Here is a 17,883-nt window from a genome sequence, read left to right on the forward strand (position 1 = left end):
TCAGTTCCCCTTCGCCTGCTCGGGCTCGAGATAGCGATGGTCGCGGCGGATGACGCGCGGGACCAACACGCGCGGCTCGATCGATACCGGCTGATAGACCACGCGCTGGCGTTCCGGGTCGTAACGCATTTCGACGTGACCGATAAGCGGAAAGTCCTTGCGAAACGGGTGACCCACGAACCCGTAATCGGTCAAAATGCGGCGCAGATCCGGGTGTCCTTCGAACACGATGCCGTACAGATCGAAGGCCTCGCGCTCGTACCAGTTGGCGGAGTTCCAGATATCCACCACCGACGGCAGGATGGCCGGATCGCCTTCTGCAAAACACCGCACGCGCAGGCGCTGGTTATGCGTCACCGACAGCAGGTGGTAGACGGCGGCGAAGCGCTCGCCCTGCCAGGCACCCATGCCGTACTCGCTGTAGTCGACCCCGCACAGGTCCATCAGCTGCGCGAAGCCGAACGCCTCTTCATCACGCAGCGCGCGACACACATCCAAGAGATGTTCGCGGCGCACCACGGCCGTGACCTCGTCGCCCGCCACATCGCAGGAAATCAGCGCATCGCCGAAGCGCGCCGCGATCTCATCTGCCAGTTTGCGATAGAACTCCGACATGCTCTCGCCTCTCAACGCGCGATGGTGTTGGTGCGCCGAATCTTGTTCTGCAGCTGCAGAATGCCGTAGAGCAGGGCTTCGGCAGTGGGCGGGCACCCCGGCACGTAGATGTCCACCGGGACGATGCGGTCGCAGCCGCGCACCACCGCATAGGAATAGTGGTAATAGCCGCCGCCGTTGGCGCACGAACCCATGGAGATCACCCAGCGCGGTTCGGCCATCTGGTCGTAGACCTTGCGCAGCGCGGGCGCCATCTTGTTCACCAGCGTGCCGGCCACGATCATCACGTCCGATTGGCGCGGACTGGGGCGGAAGACGATGCCGAAGCGGTCGAGGTCGTAGCGCGAGGCACCGGCCTGCATCATCTCGACGGCGCAGCAGGCCAAGCCGAAGGTCATGGGCCACAGGGAGCCGGTGCGGGCCCAGTTGATGAGCTTGTCGGCCGTGGTGGTGACCACGCCCTTCTCAAGTACGCCTTCTATTCCCATTCGAGGGCTCCCTTCTTCCACTCGTAGATGAAGCCGATCACGAGGATACCCAAGAACACCGCCATGGCGGCGAAGCCGATGACCCCGATGTTGTCGAGCGACACCGCCCAGGGAAAGAGAAATGCGATCTCGAGGTCGAAGATGATGAATAGGATCGCGACGAGGTAATAACGCACATCGAACTTCATGCGCGAATCCTCAAACGCCTCGAAGCCGCACTCGTACGGCGACAGCTTCTCGGTATCCGGGCGTTGCGGGGCCAAAACCCACCCGAGGCCGATCGCGACGGCCCCGAAGACCAGGCCCACCACGATAAAGATTAGTATCGGCAAATAGCTCTCAAGCATCAGTTGCTCCGCCCCCGGGCTTAATCAACTTTCCCAGCTTTTTCAACGCGTTATGTGCGCTGGCCAACTGAAAGATGAGTGAGTCTAGGTCACTCGGCGACGCCGTGTCAAGCGCGTCTGACAGCGAGTTCTATTTATCTATCAGCCACTTAGATTAATGAGCGTGGGCTCCGCCGAGGCGGAGCCGTGCTCCAGATAATGGTGCCGAAGGCCGGACTCGAACCGGCACGGCTTGCGCCACCGCCCCCTCAAGACGGCGTGTCTACCAGTTCCACCACTTCGGCATAGACTGCTACTGCTCCTATCGAGAGTCTTCGGCCGGGGCACGGGGTGCCGTGGGCACATCGGACGCCGGACGCTCAGGAGCCGCGGGAACCGACCGCGTGGGCAGGTCGGTCACGCTGCGGGTTTCAGCCCGTTGGCCCGAGAGATAGGCCAGCGACAGGCTGGTGATAAAGAACACGACCGCCAACATGGCCGTGGAACGACTCAAAAACGACGCTGAACCGCGGCTGCCGAAGACCGTGGACGACGCACCGCTGCCGAAGGCAGCACCCGCGTCCGCGCCCTTTCCGTGCTGCAGCAGAACCAGCACCACAAGGCTGGCGGCCACGATCACATGCAGAATCAAGAGAACCGTTTGCATCAAGCGCCCTAACCTGCCGCACGGCAGATGGTCATGAATTCGTCCGCCTTGAGGGAGGCGCCACCCACCAAACCGCCGTCGATGTCCGGCTGACGCAGCAGATCGGCGGCATTATCGCCCTTCATGCTGCCGCCGTACAGGATTCGCAAGCGCTGCGCGATGTCGGCGTCGTGCCCCGCGATCCGGCCGCGAATGAAGGCATGCACCTCCTGCGCCTGCTCGGGCGTGGCGGTACGGCCGGTACCGATGGCCCACACCGGCTCGTAAGCCACCACGGCGCCGTCCAGCGCATTGACGCCCTGCGCAGCGATTACGGCATCCAACTGGCGCGCCACCACTTGCTCGGTCACGCCTTGCTCACGCTCGTCCAGCGTCTCGCCCACGCACAGGATGGGCGTCACGCCGGCCGCACGCGCCACAGCGAACTTGCGCGCAACCAGCTCATCGCTTTCGCCATAGAGGGCGCGACGCTCCGAGTGGCCGACGATCACGTACGTGCAGCCGAAATCCTTGAGCATCTCGACCGAGATTTCGCCCGTGTAGGCGCCGCTCTGCTCGGTGCTGAGATTCTGCGCTCCCCAGCGCACCCGCTGCTCGCCCTGGAGCACCGTTTCGACCTGGCCCAGGTAGACGAACGGCGGACAGACCGCCACTTCGGCTACCTTGACCTCGTCGAGGCCGGCCTTGATGCCGTCCAGGAGCGTCCGGACGCTCGCCTTGGAACCGTTCATTTTCCAGTTCCCGGCCACTAGCGGCTGACGCATCACAACTCCTTCCGAATCAGAAAAGTGAAGGCCGCAACTCGTCCTGTCCGTTGCGGCCGTCTCTACGCGTGCTGGACCTGCGTCCCGCCCGGCGAGTCGCGGCGGCGGGGCCTCCTCCTTTGAGTACGCGGCAGCGCGTCCTGTTGGCGGCTCCATGCGCCGAGCGCGAGCCTGCCGAGAGAGCGGGCAAGCTTACCGCCGCGTGCCCCATAAATCAACGCGGTTCACAGCGGAAAACGCTATGCCTTCGCGTGACAAGCACTTAGCTCAAAGGGACGACTCAAGCGTGCGCCGCGGCAGCCTCACGCACCACCGCCGCCAGCTGCTGCGCCGCGGCCTCGACCTGCGGACCGTCCTCGCCCTCCACCATGACGCGGATGAGGGCCTCGGTGCCCGAGGCGCGCAGCAGCACCCGTCCACGCCCCCCGAGTTGTGCCTCGGTTTCGGTCACCGCGGCGCTCACGCGCGGATCCTCACCCGGTTCGAAACGGCGCACGACGGGGACATTGAGCAACACCTGGGGGCATTTGTTCATGCCCGCCTTGAGGGCATGTAAGCTGACGCCGGTGCGCACCACCGCCGCCAGGACCTGCAGCGCCGACACAATGCCGTCCCCGGTGGATGCGCGATCGAGACACAGGATGTGGCCCGAGGACTCGCCGCCCAACACCCAGCCGTCCTGCTGGAGCCGTTCGAGGACATGGCGGTCGCCCACAGGCGCCCGGGCGAATGGGATGCCCATTGCGTCCAACGCATGCTCCAGCCCGAGATTGCTCATCACGGTACCGACTACGCCACCGCTCAGGCGGTCGGTCTGGTGCCGGTCGCGCGCGATAATGAACAGCAACTCGTCGCCGTCCACCAACTCGCCCTTGTGGTCTACCATGATCACCCGATCGCCGTCGCCGTCGAGCGCGATGCCGAGATCGGCCCCGTGGGCGAGCACCGCCGCCTGCAGAGCCTGGGGCGCGGTGGAGCCGCAGCCGTCGTTGATATTCAGGCCGTTGGGCTCCACGCCGAGCGGAATCACGCGCGCGCCGCGCTCGGCGAACACGCTCGGCGCGACGTGATAACTGGCGCCGTTCGCGCAGTCGACCACGATCGTCATACCGCTGAAATCGAGGTCCCGCGGCAGGGTGTTCTTGCAAAATTCGATGTAGCGGCCGGGCGCGTCCGGGACGCGGGAGGCCTTGCCGAGTGCGGCCGAGTCGACCGTCGTGAGCGGTGCATCCAGGGCCGCCTCGATCGCCAATTCGGATTCGTCCGACAGCTTCTCCCCGGCTGCCGAAAAGAACTTGATGCCGTTGTCCGAGTACGGATTGTGCGAAGCGCTGATCACGATGCCGCCGCGGGCGCCCAGCGTGCGGGTGAGATAAGCGATGGCGGGCGTCGGCATCGGGCCGAGCAGACGGATGTCCACCCCGGCGGCGGACAGCCCCGCCTCCAGGGCCGATTCGAACATATAGCCCGAGATGCGCGTGTCCTTGCCGATGAGCACGCTGCCGCCGCCCTTCGGGCTCAGCACACGACCGGCCGCCCAACCCAGCTTCAACACGAACTCGGGCGTCACCGGGGGCTCGCCCACCCGTCCGCGGATGCCGTCGGTACCAAAGAATCTCTTGTTCATGTTCCCCCAAGACTCCGTCCCGCTATACCTGCGGGTCTGTTATCGCTCGATCTGCGCCACCGCCGCGGCGACGCGCACGGCATCCCAGGTCGCCGCAACATCGTGCGTGCGCACGATGCGCGCGCCAAAATAAACGGCCAATGCCGCGGCCGCGGTACCCGCATGTAAGCGCGCATCCACCGGCGCATCGCCGAGCAACTGCCCGAGCATGGACTTACGCGACATGCCCACCAGCACGGGCAGGCCGTCCGCCAGCAGCGCCGGCAAACCGCGCAGCAGCGCGAGGTTGTGCGACAGCCGCTTGCCGAAGCCGAAGCCCGGATCGAGGATCAGGCGTTCGCGGGCGATGCCCGCCTCTTCGCAAGCCCGCACGCGCTCCCGCAGGAAGGCGCGCACCTCGCCCACGACATCAGCATAGCGGGGCGCCTGCTGCATGGTGCGCGGCTGCCCCTGCATGTGCATCAGGCAGACCGGGACCTGCAGTTCGGCGGCCGTTTCCAGCGCGCCATCCGCCCCCAGCGCACGTACGTCGTTGATCAACCCCGCGCCGGCCGCCACGGCTGCGCGCATCACCGCGGGTTTGCTGGTGTCCACCGAGATCACCGCGGGCAGGCCTTCACGCCGCAGCGCATCGATCACCGGCACGACCCGGGCGAGCTCCTCCTCCACCGAGACGGCGGCAGCACCGGGGCGGGTCGACTCGCCGCCGACGTCGAGCAGCGTGGCCCCGGCCGCCACCATGGCATGGGCGTGCTCGACGGCACGGCGAAGGTTGCTCGAGGCATAAAAAACACCCCCGTCCGAGAACGAATCGGGGGTGATATTGAGTATCCCCATGACCTGGGGACGGGTTAGGTCCAGGGCCCGGCCCGCAAACTCCACAGCGTGGGGCGCTTAGTGCTGCCCGGCCGGACCGCCGATGCGACCGGTATCCTTGTCGCCCGACTCGGAACCGAGATCGGTATCCACCCGATCGCCGCCCGGGGTTTGGTCGGTCCAGTCGCGCGGCGGGCGCGGCGGGCGGCCGCCCATGATGTCGTCGATCTGCTCGCGGTCGATGGTCTCGTACTTCACCAGGGCCTCGGCCATCAGGTGCAACTTGTCCATATTGTCGACCAGGATCTGCTTCGCCCGCTCGTAGTTGCGCTCCACGATGGTGCGCACCTCGCCGTCGATGAGCTGCGCCGTTTCGGGCGAGACGTTCTTGTGCTGGCCCACCGAGTGGCCCAGGAACACCTCGCCCTGCTCCTCCTCGAAGGTCATCGGCCCGAGGGTGTCGGACAGGCCCCAACGGGTGACCATGTTGCGCGCCAGTTCGGTGGTGCGCTGAATATCATTGGAGGCGCCGGTGGTGACGTGCTCCTTGCCGTAGATGAGCTCCTCGGCCAACCGTCCGCCGAACAGGGAGCTGATCTGGCTCTCCAGCCGCTCCTTGCTGTAGCTGTAGCGGTCTTCCTCGGGCAGAAACATGGTGACGCCGAGCGCCCGGCCACGCGGAATGATGCTGACCTTGTAGACCGGGTCGTGCGAGGGCACCAACAGGCCGACGATGGCATGCCCCGCCTCGTGATAGGCGGTGAGACGCTTCTCCTCGTCCTTCATGACCATGGAGCGGCGCTCGGCGCCCATCATGATCTTGTCCTTGGCCTTCTCGAACTCGCTCATGCCTACCGTGCGCTTGTTGGCGCGCGCGGCGAACAGGGCCGCCTCGTTGACCAGATTGGCAAGATCCGCGCCGGAGAAACCGGGCGTGCCGCGCGCGATCACCGACGGCTTCACGTCGTCGCCAATCGGCACCTTGCGCATGTGCACCTTGAGAATCTGTTCGCGGCCGCGCAGATCCGGCAACGGCACCACCACCTGGCGGTCGAAGCGGCCGGGGCGCAGCAGCGCCGGGTCCAGCACGTCCGGGCGGTTGGTGGCGGCGATGATGATGATGCCTTCATTGCCCTCGAAGCCGTCCATTTCGACCAGCAGCTGGTTCAGGGTCTGTTCACGTTCGTCGTGACCGCCGCCGAGACCCGCGCCACGATGGCGGCCCACCGCGTCGATCTCGTCGATGAAGATGATGCACGGCGCATGCTTCTTGGCCTGCTCGAACATGTCGCGCACGCGCGAGGCGCCCACGCCAACGAACATCTCGACGAAGTCGGAGCCCGAGATCGTGAAGAACGGCACCTTGGCCTCGCCCGCGATGGCCCGTGCCAGCAGGGTCTTACCCGTGCCCGGCGGGCCCACCATCAGCACGCCGCGGGGGATCTTGCCGCCGAGCTTCTGGAACTTGCCCGGATCACGCAGGAACTCCACGAGTTCCACCACCTCGTCCTTGGCTTCCTCGACGCCCGCCACGTCGGCGAAGGTGACCTTGACCTGGTCCTCGCCGAGCATGCGCGCCTTGCTCTTGCCGAACGACATGGCGCCGCGGCCGCCCGCGCCGCCCTGCATCTGGCGCATAAAGTAGAGCCAGACCGCGATCAAGAGCAGCATCGGGAACCAGGAGATGAAGATCTGCATCAGCAGCGACTGCTGCTCGGGCGGGCGCGCGTCGATCGCCACACCGGCGTCCAACAGGTCGCCGATCAGACCGGGATCGCCCGGGCTGAAGGTCTGGAAGCGCGTGCCGTTGACCATTTCGCCGCGGATCTCACGGCCCTCGATCACGACGCGGCTGACCTGCCCCTGATTAACGCTGCTAATGAATTGCGAGTATTCAACCTGCTCGGCCTGCGGGGTACGCGGTGGGCCGAAGTTGTTGAACACCGACATCAAAATGATGGCGATGACGACCCACAAGATGAGATTCTTGGCTATGTCGTTCAAAATCCATGCCTCGTGTGAGAATCAGGGCGGGACGTTCGGCGACGCAGCGTGGCTGCGTCCGTCGCCACCCCGCAGGTTTGACGCGGCGCCTGACGGCGCCACCGGCCGCCGCAGCGCCGGTTCGGCATCTAGCGTGATGTTAGAACTCTACTATAAACGGGAGTTCCGGGCCACCAGGTACACCTCCGGCGAGCGCGGCCGTGAGGCCGCCGGTTTGCGCACGTCCACGCGCTCGAAGCCTTGCCGTAGCTCCCGAACCAGCGCGTCGAAACCCTCGCCCTGAAACGTTTTCGCGACCCAGTCGCCCCCGGGACGGAGCACCTCGCGCGCCAACTCCAGCGCGAGTTCCGCCAGGGCGATGGCGCGTGGCTGGTCGACCGCTTTGGTCCCGCTGATGTTAGGCGCCATATCCGACAGCACAAGGTCGACCGGCCGTCCCTCGAGGGCATCGAGCAGCGCCCGATAGGGTTCTTCCTCGCGGAAGTCGCCTTGCACCACCGTCACGCCGGCGATGGGCTCGATCGGCAACAAGTCGAGCGCAATCACCCTTCCCTGCGGCGCCACCCGGCGCGCCGCGTATTGCGCCCAGCCACCGGGCGCGGCGCCCAGATCGACCACCGTCATACCCGGGCGTAGCAGGCCGTAGCGCTCGTCCAGCTCCTGCAGCTTGTAGACCGCGCGGGCACGCCAACCCTCCTGCTGGGCCCGCTTGACGTATGGGTCATCGAAATGCTCGCGTAGCCAGCGATGGCTGCTCTTACTGCGTCCCATGGCCCTGTCCCGCCGCACCCCGCGCCAGCGCCCGACGCATCGCCCGGCGCGTGCGCCAAATGAGCCACAGCGCCGCACCGCCGCCAAAGGCCGCCAACAGCGCGAGATGCTCCGCCGGGCCCGGCACGAGCCGGCCGCCGACCAACCACACCAGGGGCGCTACCAGGAGAATCACCCCCAGCTCGAACTTCACCCCGTTCAAAGGGCTTGCCGACACTGCCCAGGTGCCGCGCCGCTCGGTTACACTATGCGATTCCGTCGGTTCCGGCCGTTCCACGTTAGAGGTTTCCGGTTTCATGGCATTGAATGAAAAACAGCGGCAGTTTTTGCGAGGACTCGCCCACAGCCGCAAGCCGGTGGTGATCGTCGGGCAGGCGGGCGTGAGCGATACGGTAGTGGCGGAGATCGACGCGGCGCTGAACCATCACGAGCTCATCAAGGTACGCGTGAACGCATCCGACCGGGAGGCGCGCCGCGCCATGACGGAGGACATCGCACAGCGCACGGGCGCGGAACTGGTGCAGAGCATCGGCCACGTGGCCTCTTTCTACCGGTCGTCCGAGCGGGCCCGCATCACGCTGCCCTGAGCGCCTCAGCGGCTCACACGTAGCGCACCGCCAGGATCTCGAATTCCTTCTCCCCGCCGGGGGCCTGAACCAGCGCCACCTCGCCCTCCTCCTTGCCGATCAGGGCACGGGCGATGGGCGAGTTGACCGAAATCAGGCCGGCCTTGATGTCGGCCTCGTCCTCGCCGACGATCTGATAGGTCACCTCGGCGCCGGAGGCCTCGTCCGCCAGATCCACGGTGGCGCCGAACACCACCTTGCCGCTGGGGTTCAGCGTGGTGACGTCGATGATCTGCGCGTTGGCGAGCTTGCCCTCCAACTCGGCGATACGGCCTTCGATGAAGCCTTGCTGCTCGCGCGCGGCGTGATACTCGGCGTTCTCCTTGAGATCGCCGTGTGCGCGGGCCTCCGCGATCGCCTTGATCACATTTGGCCGATCCACGCTCTTCAAACGCTGCAGCTCTTCGCGCAACTTCTCCGCGCCCCTGGCGGTCAACGGTACCTTGCCGTTCATCCCAACAACTCCTGATGTAGATCCTGCAAACGATACACGTCGGCCGCCTCGCGCCCCTTGAGCGCGAGACACATGGCCTGCGCCCCGGCCAAGGTGGTGGCATACGTCACCTTGCGATTCAGGGCGTTGCGGCGAATGGTGAACGAGTCCGCGATCGCCTGCTTGCCCTGCGTCGTGTTGACGATGAGGCTGATCTCGTCGTTCTTGATCATGTCCACAATGTGTGGCCGACCCTCGGTGACCTTGTTCACCCGGGTACAGGCGATCCCGGCCGCCTCGAGCACGTCGGCGGTGCCGCGCGTGGCGATGATCTCAAAGCCGACATCCACGAGATCCCGCGCCACGCGCGCGATCTCGCACTTGTCGGCCTGGCGCACGCTGAGGAACGCGCGCCCTTCCACGGGCAGGCTCATGCCGGTGCCGCGCAGCGCCTTGGCGAAGGCCTCGCCGAAGGTGCGCCCGACCCCCATCACCTCGCCGGTGGACTTCATCTCCGGCCCGAGCAAGGAATCCACGCCCGGGAATTTGATGAACGGGAACACGGCCTCTTTCACTGAGTAATACCGCGGCACGACCTCTTCGGTCAAACCCTGCTCCGGCAGGGAACGCCCCGCCATGCAGCGCGCCGCCACCTTGGCGAGCGGCACGCCGATCGCCTTGGAGACGAACGGCACCGTGCGCGAGGCGCGCGGATTGACCTCCAGGACGAAGATACGCTCGCCCTGAATGGCGAACTGCGTGTTCATCAGACCGATCACGTTGAGGGCGCGGGCCATCTTGGCGACCTGCTCGCGCAGCTCGTCCTGCACCGTGGTGGGCAGCCCATAGGGCGGCAGCGAACACGCGGAGTCGCCCGAGTGCACGCCTGCCTGCTCGATGTGCTCCATGATGCCACCGATGAAGACGTTCTCGCCGTCGCAAACCGCGTCCACGTCGACCTCGATCGCGTCGTCCAGGAAGCGATCGAGCAGCACCGGCGAGTCATTGGAGACCAGCACCGCGTCGCGCATGTAGCGACGCAGATCCTCTTCGTTGTACACGATCTCCATGGCGCGCCCGCCGAGCACATAGGAGGGCCGCACCACCAGCGGATAGCCGATCTCCTCGGCCAGCTGCACGGCCTGCTCCGGATCGCGCGCGGTGCGGTTCGGGGGCTGCAGCAGCCCCTCGCCCTCCAGCATGCGCTGGAAGCGCTCGCGATCCTCGGCGAGATCGATCGAATCGGGCGTGGTGCCGATGATGGGCGCGCCGGCCTTCTCCAGGTCACGCGCGAGCTTGAGCGGTGTCTGCCCGCCGTACTGCACGATGATGCCTTTCGGGTTCTCGACGTGCACGATCTCCAGCACGTCCTCCAGCGTCAGCGGCTCGAAGTACAGGCGATCCGAGGTGTCGTAGTCGGTCGACACCGTCTCGGGATTGCAGTTGACCATGATGGTCTCATAGCCGTCCTCGCGCATGGCGAGCGCCGCGTGCACACAGCAGTAATCGAACTCGATGCCCTGGCCGATGCGATTGGGCCCGCCGCCCAGCACCATGATCTTCTCGCGCTGGGTCGGTTCGGCTTCACACTCTTCGTCATAGGTCGAGTACATGTAGGCCGTGGTGGAGGCGAACTCCGCGGCGCAGCTGTCCACGCGCTTGAATACCGGCCGCACGTTCGCGCCGTGACGCGCGTCGCGCACCTTCTGTTCGTGCACGCCCAGCAACTGGGCGATGCGCCGGTCGGAAAAGCCCTTGCGCTTGAGGCTGCGCCACTCGCCGGCATCCAGCGCGTCGAGCGCCTTGCCCCGCAGGTCCTGCTCGATCTCCACCAGCTCCTGGATGTGGATCAGGAACCAGGGGTCGATGCTCGACTGTTCGTGCACCTCTTCCATGGTCATGCCGAGCCGGAAGGCATCCGCCACGTACCACAGGCGGTCCGGACCCGGGAAACGCAACTCGTGGCGCACCCGATCCTGCGCCTCGGGATCGTTCGGGTCGACCTTCTCGTTCAGCCCGTCGACCGAGGTCTCCAGACCGCGCAGCGCCTTCTGCAGCGATTCCTGGAAGGTGCGGCCGATGGCCATCACCTCGCCCACCGACTTCATCTGCGTGGTCAGGCGCGCCTCCGCCTGGGGAAACTTCTCGAAGGTGAAGCGCGGCACCTTGGTGACCACGTAGTCGATGCTCGGCTCGAACGAAGCCGGCGTGACGCCGCCGGTGATCTCGTTGCGCAGTTCGTCCAGCGTGTAGCCGACGGCGAGCTTGGCGGCGACCTTGGCGATCGGGAAGCCGGTGGCCTTGGAGGCCAGCGCCGAGGAGCGCGACACGCGCGGGTTCATCTCGATGATGATCATGCGCCCGTCGGCCGGATTGATGGCGAACTGCACGTTGGAGCCGCCGGTATCCACCCCGATCTCGCGCAACACCGCCAGCGAGGCGTTGCGCATGATCTGGTATTCCTTGTCGGTCAGCGTCTGCGCCGGCGCCACGGTGATCGAATCGCCGGTGTGCACACCCATCGGATCGAGGTTCTCGATGGAACACACGATGATGCAGTTGTCCTTGCTGTCGCGCACCACCTCCATCTCGTACTCTTTCCAGCCGAGCACGGACTCCTCGATCAACAATTCGTTGGTCGGCGAGAGGTCCAGGCCGCGCTCGCAGATCTCGACGAACTCTTCCTTGTTGTAGGCGATGCCGCCGCCCGAGCCGCCCAGCGTGAACGACGGGCGGATGATGGCCGGGAAGCCGATCTCGGCCTGCACCCGCAGCGCCTCGTCCAGGCTGTGCGCGACGTCCGAGCGCGGCGTGGCGAGGCCGATGTTCTTCATCGCCTGGCGGAACAGGTCGCGGTCCTCGGCCTTGTCGATGGCCTGCTCGCTCGCGCCGATCAGCCGCACGCCAAACTTCTCGAGCACGCCGTTGCGCGCGAGGTCCAGCGCACAATTGAGCGCGGTCTGACCGCCCATGGTGGGGAGCACCGCGTCGGGGCGTTCGCGCTCGATGATGCGCGCCACCGTCTGCCAGTCGATGGGCTCGATGTAGGTGGCGTCGGCCAGCTCCGGGTCGGTCATGATGGTGGCCGGATTGGAATTCACCAGCACCACGCGGTAGCCCTCGTCGCGCAGGGCCTTGCAGGCCTGGGCGCCGGAGTAGTCGAACTCGCACGCCTGCCCGATGACGATGGGGCCGGCGCCGATGATCAGTATGCTTTCAATGTCGGTGCGTTTGGGCATAGGTCCTTGCCGGTGCTAGCGCGCCGCCTTGCGGATCAAGTCGACGAAGTGATCGAACAGATGCCCCACGTCGTGGGGACCCGGACTGGCCTCCGGATGGCCCTGGAAGCTGAACGCGGGGCGATCCGTGCGGTGGATGCCCTGGAGTGTGCCGTCGAACAGCGAACGGTGCGTGGCGCGCAGGTTCGCCGGCAGGGTCGCCTCGTCGACCGCGAAGCCATGGTTCTGGCTGGTAATGAGCACGCGCCCGGTGTCGACCTCCTGCACCGGGTGATTGGCCCCGTGGTGCCCGGTCTTCATCTTCACCGTACGCGCCCCGCACGCCAGGCCGAGGATCTGGTGCCCGAGGCAGATACCGAAGGTGGGCAGGCCGCGGTCCACGACCTCGGCGCACGCCTCGATGGCGTAGGTGCAGGGCTCGGGATCGCCGGGGCCGTTGGAGAAGAACACGCCCGCGGGGTCGAGCTTGAGCACGTCGGCAACGGGTGTCTTGGCCGGCACGACCGTGACGCGGCAACCGCGATCGGCCAGCATGCGCAGGATGTTTCGCTTGATGCCGTAGTCGTAAGCCACCACGTGATGAGGAAAGTCCCGGGGCTGGTGCACCCCCTCCTCCAGCGACCACGTGCCTTCGGTCCACGGGTAGGGTTCCTGGCAACAGACTTGCTGCGCGAGGTCCATCCCCTTCAACCCCGGGAAGGCGCGCGCCGCCGCCAGCGCGGCATCGGCATCCACCGCCTCGCCCGCCACGATGCAGCCGTTCTGCGCGCCCTTCTCGCGCAGCAGACGCGTCAACTTGCGGGTGTCGATGTCGGCGATGCCGACCACGCCCTGCGCCCGCAGATACTCCGGCAGCGAATAGTCCGCCCGCCAGTTGCTCGCGAGCGGCGGCAGATCACGGATCACCAGACCGGCCGCCATGACGTTGGGGGCCTCGCAATCCTGCTCGTTGGCACCGGTGTTGCCGATATGAGGATAGGTCAGGGTGACGATCTGCTTGCTGTAGGAAGGATCGGTCAGAATCTCCTGGTAACCCGTCATGGCGGTGTTGAACACCACCTCGCCGACGGTCTGCCCATCGATGCCGATCGACACGCCCCGAAACAGCGTGCCATCCTCTAGCGCTAACAGGGCGGGCTTGCTCAAGAATACCTCCCGTCAGATGTGCAAAGCGGGAGGTCGTCTTGCGACTCCTCCCGCTTTGTAGGAACGCCTGGGCGTCCCGGATCGGCGCCGACCGCTCCGCGCTTCGGTCGACGCCGTGATTCATGCTCCGCGTGTCCGCGCCCCACCTTGGGCGCCCGGAAACCGAGGCCGCCACAAGCCCCGGTGCGCCAGACATTATACCGGCAGCGCCCTCAAGGTGTCACGTTGCCGACTCGCTCGCGCAGCCCGAGCACGTCCTGCATATCGTACAGGCCGGCCGGGCGTCCCATCAGCCAGGCCGCCGCCCGCAGCGCACCGCGCGCGAAGGTCAGGCGGCTGGAAGCTTTGTGGGTAATCTCCACGCGCTCGCCATCGGCGGCGAACATGACCGTATGCTCGCCCACGATATCGCCCGCGCGTATGGTCTCGAAGCCGATCACTTCGCGCGGCCGCGCGCCGGTCTGCCCCTCGCGCCCGTACACCGCGCATTGCGCAAGATCGCGCCCCAGCGCCTGGGCCACCACCTCCCCCATACGCAGCGCGGTACCCGACGGGGCGTCGACCTTGTGACGGTGATGGGCCTCGATGATCTCGATATCCACGTCGTCGCCCAGTACCTGCGCCGCCACCTCCAACAACTTGAAGCACAGATTCACGCCCACGCTCATATTGGGCGCAAATACGATGGCCGTATCCGCGGCCGCGGCGCGGATCTCGGCACGCGCTGCCTCGTCCAGGCCGGTGGTGCCGATCACCATGCGTCGCCCCTGGGCCCGGCAGTACGCCAGGTGCGCCAGCGTGGCCTGCGGCCCGGTGAAATCGACCAACACATCGAAGGGCGCGGCCTCGCCCAATTCGGCGACGAGCGGCACCCCCAGCCGGCCGACCCCGGCCAACTCGCCGGCGTCGGTACCGAGCAGGCTCGACCCCGCGCGCTCTGTGGCCGCCACCACCGTCAGCTCAGCAAACAGTCGACTGGCTTCGATCAGGCTGCGGCCCATGCGCCCGCCGGCGCCCGCGATCGCGATTCTGGTCATGGTCTCCCCCGCCTAGGCAGCGCCTAAGGCTTCATGTCCTCGAAGAACTTTTTGACGCCTTCGACCCAGGAGCGCGCGCGCGGGTAACTCCCCTCGTCCTCGCCCAGGGAACGCTCGAACTCCTCCAGCAATGCCTTCTGCTTGCGCGTCAGGTTCACCGGCGTCTCCACCATCACCTTGCAGTACAAGTCGCCCATGTGCGCGCCACGCACCGAACGCACCCCCTTCCCGCGCAAGCGAAACACCTTGCCGGACTGCGTGCCCGCGGGCACCTTAAGGTTGACGGCACCATCCAGCGTGGGCACTTCCAGCTCGCCGCCGAGGACCGCCGCGCCGAAGCTGATCGGCACCTCGCAGTACAGGCTGGTGTCCTCGCGCGTGAAGATCGGGTGGGGCTTCAGCTGAATGTGTACATACAGATCGCCCGGCGGCCCGCCATTCTCGCCCGCCTCGCCCTCACCCGCCAGGCGGATGCGATCGCCCGTGTCCACCCCGGGCGGGACCTTGACCGACAGGGTCTTGTGTTCCTGCACCCGGCCGTTGCCGTGGCAGGTCCCGCACGGGTCGGAGATGATCTGGCCGGTGCCCTGACAGCGCGGGCAGGTCTGCTGCAGCGAGAAGATGCCTTGCTGGATGCGCACCTGACCGTGCCCGCCGCAGGTGGCGCACGGCGTCGGCCGGCTACCCGGCTTCGCGCCGCTGCCGCCGCAGATCTCGCACGGCACCATGGTCGGCACGCGGATCTTGATGGTCGTGCCGTGCACCGCCTCTTCGAGGCTGAGCTCGAGGTTGTAGCGCAGGTCCGCGCCGCGGAACACGCCCGCCCCCCGTGCGCCCGCCGCGCCACCGAAGATATCGCCAAACACGTCACCAAAGATGTCGCTGAAACCGCCGCGGCCAAACCCGCCGCCGCCGAACCCACCCGGACCCGCACCGGCGGCACCCTCGACACCGGCATGGCCGAACTGGTCGTAAGCCGCCCGGCGCCGGGGATCGGTCAGCACCTCGTAAGCCTCTTTCGCTTCCTTGAAATGCTCCTCGGCGGCCGCATCACCGGGGTTGCGATCCGGGTGGTGCTTCATCGCCAGACGCCGGTACGCCTTCTTGAGCTCGGCCTCGCTGGCGTTGCGCGCGACCCCCAAAATCTCGTAGTAGTCTCGTTTACTCATGCCTTGCTCTGCTTGCTTTACGGCGGGCGTGGCGCGGCGCCGCCCGGGCAGCGGCGCACAACGACTGGATTTCGGACACCCTCAACGGCGGCAGGCGCGGGAGCCACCCCGCGCCTGCCGCCGACCCGAGTTGACCGGCGCCGCCGCCCCTTGCGGACGGCGCCCACGGCGCTGAGCAGTGGCCTTAGCCGCGCCCTTCCTTTTTGTCGACCTCTTCGAACTCCGCGTCCACCACGTCGTCCTTGGCGGCCTCGGGCTGCTCCGCACCGCCGGCCTGCTCAGCCCCGGCTTGGGCGCCTTCCTGGCCCTGCGCATACATGCGCTCGGCCATTTTACCCGAAGCCTCGCCGAGCGCCTGCGTCTTGGCCTCGATGGCCGCCACGTCGTCGCCCTTCATGGCCTCCTGCAGATCGGCGATGGCCGCCTCGATGCCCTGCTTCTCGTCCGCCTCCAGCTTGTCGCCGAGCTCGCCCAGCGACTTCTGCGTGGCGTGAATCAGGTTGTCGGCCTGGTTGCGCGCATTCACCAGGCTGTGGAACTTGCGGTCTTCCTCGGCGTGCGCCTCGGCATCCTTCACCATGCGCTCGATCTCGTCCTCGTTGAGGCCGGACGAGGCCTTGATGACGATCGACTGCTGCTTGCCGGTGGCCTTGTCCTTTGCCGACACGTTCAAGATACCGTTCGCGTCGATGTCAAAGCCGACCTCGATCTGCGGCACGCCGCGCGGGGCCGGCGGGATGTCGGTCAGGTCGAAGCGTCCCAGCGACTTGTTGGCGGTCGCCATCTCGCGCTCACCCTGCAGCACGTGCACCGTCACCGCGGACTGGTTGTCCTCCGCGGTGGAGAACACCTGCGAGGCCTTGGTGGGGATCGTGGTGTTCTTCTCGATCAGCTTGGTCATCACGCCGCCCAGGGTCTCGATACCCAGCGACAGCGGGGTAACGTCGAGCAGCAGCACGTCCTTCACCTCGCCGCCGAGCACGCCGGCCTGCACCGCGGCGCCCACGGCCACGGCCTCGTCCGGGTTCACGTCCTTGCGCGGCTCCTTGCCGAAGAAGTCCTTCACCGCCTCCTGCACCTTGGGCATGCGGGTCTGACCACCCACCAGGATGACGTCGTCGATGTCGCCGGCCGCCAGGCCCGCATCCCGCAGGGCGACCTTGCAAGGCTCGATGGTGCGCGCGATCAGGTCCTCCACCAGGGACTCGAGCTTGGCGCGCGTGACCTTGATGTTCAGGTGCTTGGGCCCGCTGGCGTCGGCCGTGATGTAGGGCAGGTTGATGTCCGTCTGCTGGCTGGAGGAGAGCTCGATCTTGGCCTTCTCGGCGCCTTCCTTCAGGCGCTGCATGGCCAGCGGATCGCCCTTCAGGTCGATACCGCTCTCCTTCTTGAACTCCCCGGCGAGGTAGTCGATGAGGCGCATATCGAAGTCCTCACCGCCCAGGAAGGTGTCGCCGTTGGTGGACAGCACCTCGAACTGGTGTTCGCCGTCGATGTCGGCGATCTCGATGATGGAGATATCGAAGGTACCGCCGCCGAGGTCGTACACGGCCACCTTGCTGTCGCCGCGCTTCTTGTCCATGCCGTAGGCGAGCGCCGCCGCGGTAGGCTCGTTGATGATGCGCTTGACGTCCAGGCCCGCGATCTTGCCCGCGTCCTTGGTCGCCTGGCGCTGGGAGTCGTTAAAGTACGCCGGGACCGTGATCACCGCCTCGGTAACCGGCTCCCCGAGGTAATCCTCGGCGGTCTTCTTCATCTTCATCAGCACGCGCGCGGAAATCTCGGGCGGGGCCATCTTCTTGCCCTTGGCCTCGACCCACGCGTCGCCGTTGTCGGCGCCGACGATCTTGTACGGCACCATCTGGATGTCGCGCTGCACGACATCGTCCTTGAACTTACGGCCGATCAGGCGCTTGATGGCGAAGAACGTGTTCTCCGGATTGGTCACCGCCTGCCGCTTTGCGGACTGGCCGACCAGGACCTCCTCGTCGTCCTTCGAGAACGCCACCACCGAGGGCGTGGTACGGGCGCCCTCCTGATTCTCGATGACGCGCGCCTTGCCGCCCTCCATGACAGCCACGCACGAATTCGTGGTGCCGAGGTCGATTCCGATGATCTTGCCCATATGCCTGTCTCCGATAGTTGTTTGGCCGCA

The 17,883-nt window shown here is 66.4% G+C and carries 17 protein-coding genes and 1 tRNA gene; 1 reads left to right on the plus strand and 17 read right to left on the minus strand.

The annotated features are described in order from the left end of the window. The 11 genes from HUS23_01455 to HUS23_01505 all read right to left on the minus strand — a co-directional run bounded on the left by HUS23_01455 (position 1) and on the right by HUS23_01505 (position 8,280). The gene (locus tag HUS23_01455) at positions 1–615 is read right to left on the minus strand and encodes an NADH-quinone oxidoreductase subunit C (protein ID QKT02580.1); all 615 of its coding nucleotides are present in this window, start codon (positions 613–615) and stop codon (positions 1–3) included. A gap of 11 nt (positions 616–626) precedes the next feature. Beyond that, positions 627–1,103 (minus strand): NADH-quinone oxidoreductase subunit B, encoded by a 477-nt coding sequence (locus HUS23_01460; GenBank protein ID QKT02581.1) that lies wholly within the window; start codon positions 1,101–1,103, stop codon positions 627–629. Next, positions 1,094–1,450 (minus strand): NADH-quinone oxidoreductase subunit A, encoded by a 357-nt coding sequence (locus HUS23_01465; protein ID QKT02582.1) that lies wholly within the window; start codon positions 1,448–1,450, stop codon positions 1,094–1,096. Before HUS23_01465 ends, HUS23_01460 begins: the two co-directional genes overlap by 10 nt. A gap of 199 nt (positions 1,451–1,649) precedes the next feature. After that, positions 1,650–1,734, minus strand: a tRNA-Leu gene (locus HUS23_01470). Positions 1,735–1,751: 17 nt separating this feature from the next. Next, positions 1,752–2,099, minus strand: a complete 348-nt coding sequence (gene secG / locus HUS23_01475) for a preprotein translocase subunit SecG (GenBank protein ID QKT02583.1) — start codon at positions 2,097–2,099, stop codon at positions 1,752–1,754. 5 nt (positions 2,100–2,104) lie between these two features. Continuing rightward, entirely contained in the window at positions 2,105–2,860 is a 756-nt protein-coding gene (locus HUS23_01480) for a triose-phosphate isomerase (protein ID QKT02584.1), read from the minus strand. Positions 2,861–3,140: 280 nt separating this feature from the next. Further along, complete coding sequence (gene glmM / locus HUS23_01485) at positions 3,141–4,487, minus strand: phosphoglucosamine mutase (protein QKT02585.1); 1,347 nt, start codon at positions 4,485–4,487, stop codon at positions 3,141–3,143. Between the two features lie 39 nt (positions 4,488–4,526). Next, on the minus strand, positions 4,527–5,324 hold the full coding sequence (folP, locus tag HUS23_01490; GenBank protein ID QKT02586.1) for a dihydropteroate synthase: 798 nt from the start codon (positions 5,322–5,324) through the stop codon (positions 4,527–4,529). 57 nt (positions 5,325–5,381) lie between these two features. Next, positions 5,382–7,307: an ATP-dependent zinc metalloprotease FtsH gene (gene ftsH / locus HUS23_01495; GenBank protein QKT02587.1), complete on the minus strand. Its 1,926-nt coding sequence runs from the start codon at positions 7,305–7,307 to the stop codon at positions 5,382–5,384. Positions 7,308–7,457: 150 nt separating this feature from the next. After that, entirely contained in the window at positions 7,458–8,078 is a 621-nt protein-coding gene (rlmE, locus tag HUS23_01500; protein QKT02588.1) for a 23S rRNA (uridine(2552)-2'-O)-methyltransferase RlmE, read from the minus strand. Beyond that, on the minus strand, positions 8,065–8,280 hold the full coding sequence (locus tag HUS23_01505) for a hypothetical protein (GenBank protein ID QKT02589.1): 216 nt from the start codon (positions 8,278–8,280) through the stop codon (positions 8,065–8,067). Before HUS23_01505 ends, rlmE begins: the two co-directional genes overlap by 14 nt. A 94-nt stretch (positions 8,281–8,374) precedes the next feature. Here HUS23_01505 and yhbY point away from each other — a divergent pair, with 94 nt between their 5' ends. Further along, positions 8,375–8,665 (plus strand): ribosome assembly RNA-binding protein YhbY, encoded by a 291-nt coding sequence (yhbY, locus tag HUS23_01510; GenBank protein QKT02590.1) that lies wholly within the window; start codon positions 8,375–8,377, stop codon positions 8,663–8,665. A gap of 13 nt (positions 8,666–8,678) precedes the next feature. Here yhbY and greA read toward each other — a convergent pair whose 3' ends face one another. The 6 genes from greA to dnaK all read right to left on the minus strand — a co-directional run bounded on the left by greA (position 8,679) and on the right by dnaK (position 17,853). Then, entirely contained in the window at positions 8,679–9,158 is a 480-nt protein-coding gene (gene greA / locus HUS23_01515) for a transcription elongation factor GreA (protein ID QKT02591.1), read from the minus strand. Further along, on the minus strand, positions 9,155–12,376 hold the full coding sequence (gene carB / locus HUS23_01520; protein ID QKT02592.1) for a carbamoyl-phosphate synthase large subunit: 3,222 nt from the start codon (positions 12,374–12,376) through the stop codon (positions 9,155–9,157). The genes greA and carB overlap by 4 nt, the downstream gene beginning before the upstream one ends. A 15-nt stretch (positions 12,377–12,391) precedes the next feature. Next, positions 12,392–13,522 carry a glutamine-hydrolyzing carbamoyl-phosphate synthase small subunit gene (carA, locus tag HUS23_01525; protein ID QKT02593.1) on the minus strand — a complete coding sequence of 377 codons (1,131 nt, stop codon included), beginning with the start codon at positions 13,520–13,522 and terminating at the stop codon, positions 12,392–12,394. Between the two features lie 212 nt (positions 13,523–13,734). After that, a complete protein-coding gene (dapB, locus tag HUS23_01530) occupies positions 13,735–14,559 on the minus strand; it encodes a 4-hydroxy-tetrahydrodipicolinate reductase (protein ID QKT02594.1) in 825 nt (274 codons plus the stop codon). A gap of 23 nt (positions 14,560–14,582) precedes the next feature. Next, a complete protein-coding gene (gene dnaJ / locus HUS23_01535) occupies positions 14,583–15,728 on the minus strand; it encodes a molecular chaperone DnaJ (GenBank protein ID QKT02595.1) in 1,146 nt (381 codons plus the stop codon). A gap of 184 nt (positions 15,729–15,912) precedes the next feature. Continuing rightward, positions 15,913–17,853 carry a molecular chaperone DnaK gene (gene dnaK, locus HUS23_01540; GenBank protein QKT02596.1) on the minus strand — a complete coding sequence of 647 codons (1,941 nt, stop codon included), beginning with the start codon at positions 17,851–17,853 and terminating at the stop codon, positions 15,913–15,915. Between the last annotated feature and the right edge of the window lie 30 nt (positions 17,854–17,883).

This window comes from Ectothiorhodospiraceae bacterium 2226, from assembly GCA_013348725.1.
GTDB lineage: Bacteria > Pseudomonadota > Gammaproteobacteria.

Bases quoted from the DNA above. Each gene is read 5' to 3' on its own strand.
- HUS23_01455 (QKT02580.1), bottom strand. From the start codon at position 615: ATGTCGGAGTTCTATCGCAAACTGGCAGATGAGATCGCGGCGCGCTTC.
- HUS23_01460 (QKT02581.1), bottom strand. From the start codon at position 1,103: ATGGGAATAGAAGGCGTACTTGAGAAGGGCGTGGTCACCACCACGGCC.
- HUS23_01465 (QKT02582.1), bottom strand. From the start codon at position 1,450: ATGCTTGAGAGCTATTTGCCGATACTAATCTTTATCGTGGTGGGCCTG.
- HUS23_01480 (QKT02584.1), bottom strand. From the start codon at position 2,860: ATGCGTCAGCCGCTAGTGGCCGGGAACTGGAAAATGAACGGTTCCAAG.
- glmM (QKT02585.1), bottom strand. From the start codon at position 4,487: ATGAACAAGAGATTCTTTGGTACCGACGGCATCCGCGGACGGGTGGGC.
- folP (QKT02586.1), bottom strand. From the start codon at position 5,324: ATGGGGATACTCAATATCACCCCCGATTCGTTCTCGGACGGGGGTGTT.
- rlmE (QKT02588.1), bottom strand. From the start codon at position 8,078: ATGGGACGCAGTAAGAGCAGCCATCGCTGGCTACGCGAGCATTTCGAT.
- yhbY (QKT02590.1), top strand. From the start codon at position 8,375: ATGGCATTGAATGAAAAACAGCGGCAGTTTTTGCGAGGACTCGCCCAC.
- greA (QKT02591.1), bottom strand. From the start codon at position 9,158: ATGAACGGCAAGGTACCGTTGACCGCCAGGGGCGCGGAGAAGTTGCGC.
- carB (QKT02592.1), bottom strand. From the start codon at position 12,376: ATGCCCAAACGCACCGACATTGAAAGCATACTGATCATCGGCGCCGGC.
- dapB (QKT02594.1), bottom strand. From the start codon at position 14,559: ATGACCAGAATCGCGATCGCGGGCGCCGGCGGGCGCATGGGCCGCAGC.
- dnaJ (QKT02595.1), bottom strand. From the start codon at position 15,728: ATGAGTAAACGAGACTACTACGAGATTTTGGGGGTCGCGCGCAACGCC.
- dnaK (QKT02596.1), bottom strand. From the start codon at position 17,853: ATGGGCAAGATCATCGGAATCGACCTCGGCACCACGAATTCGTGCGTG.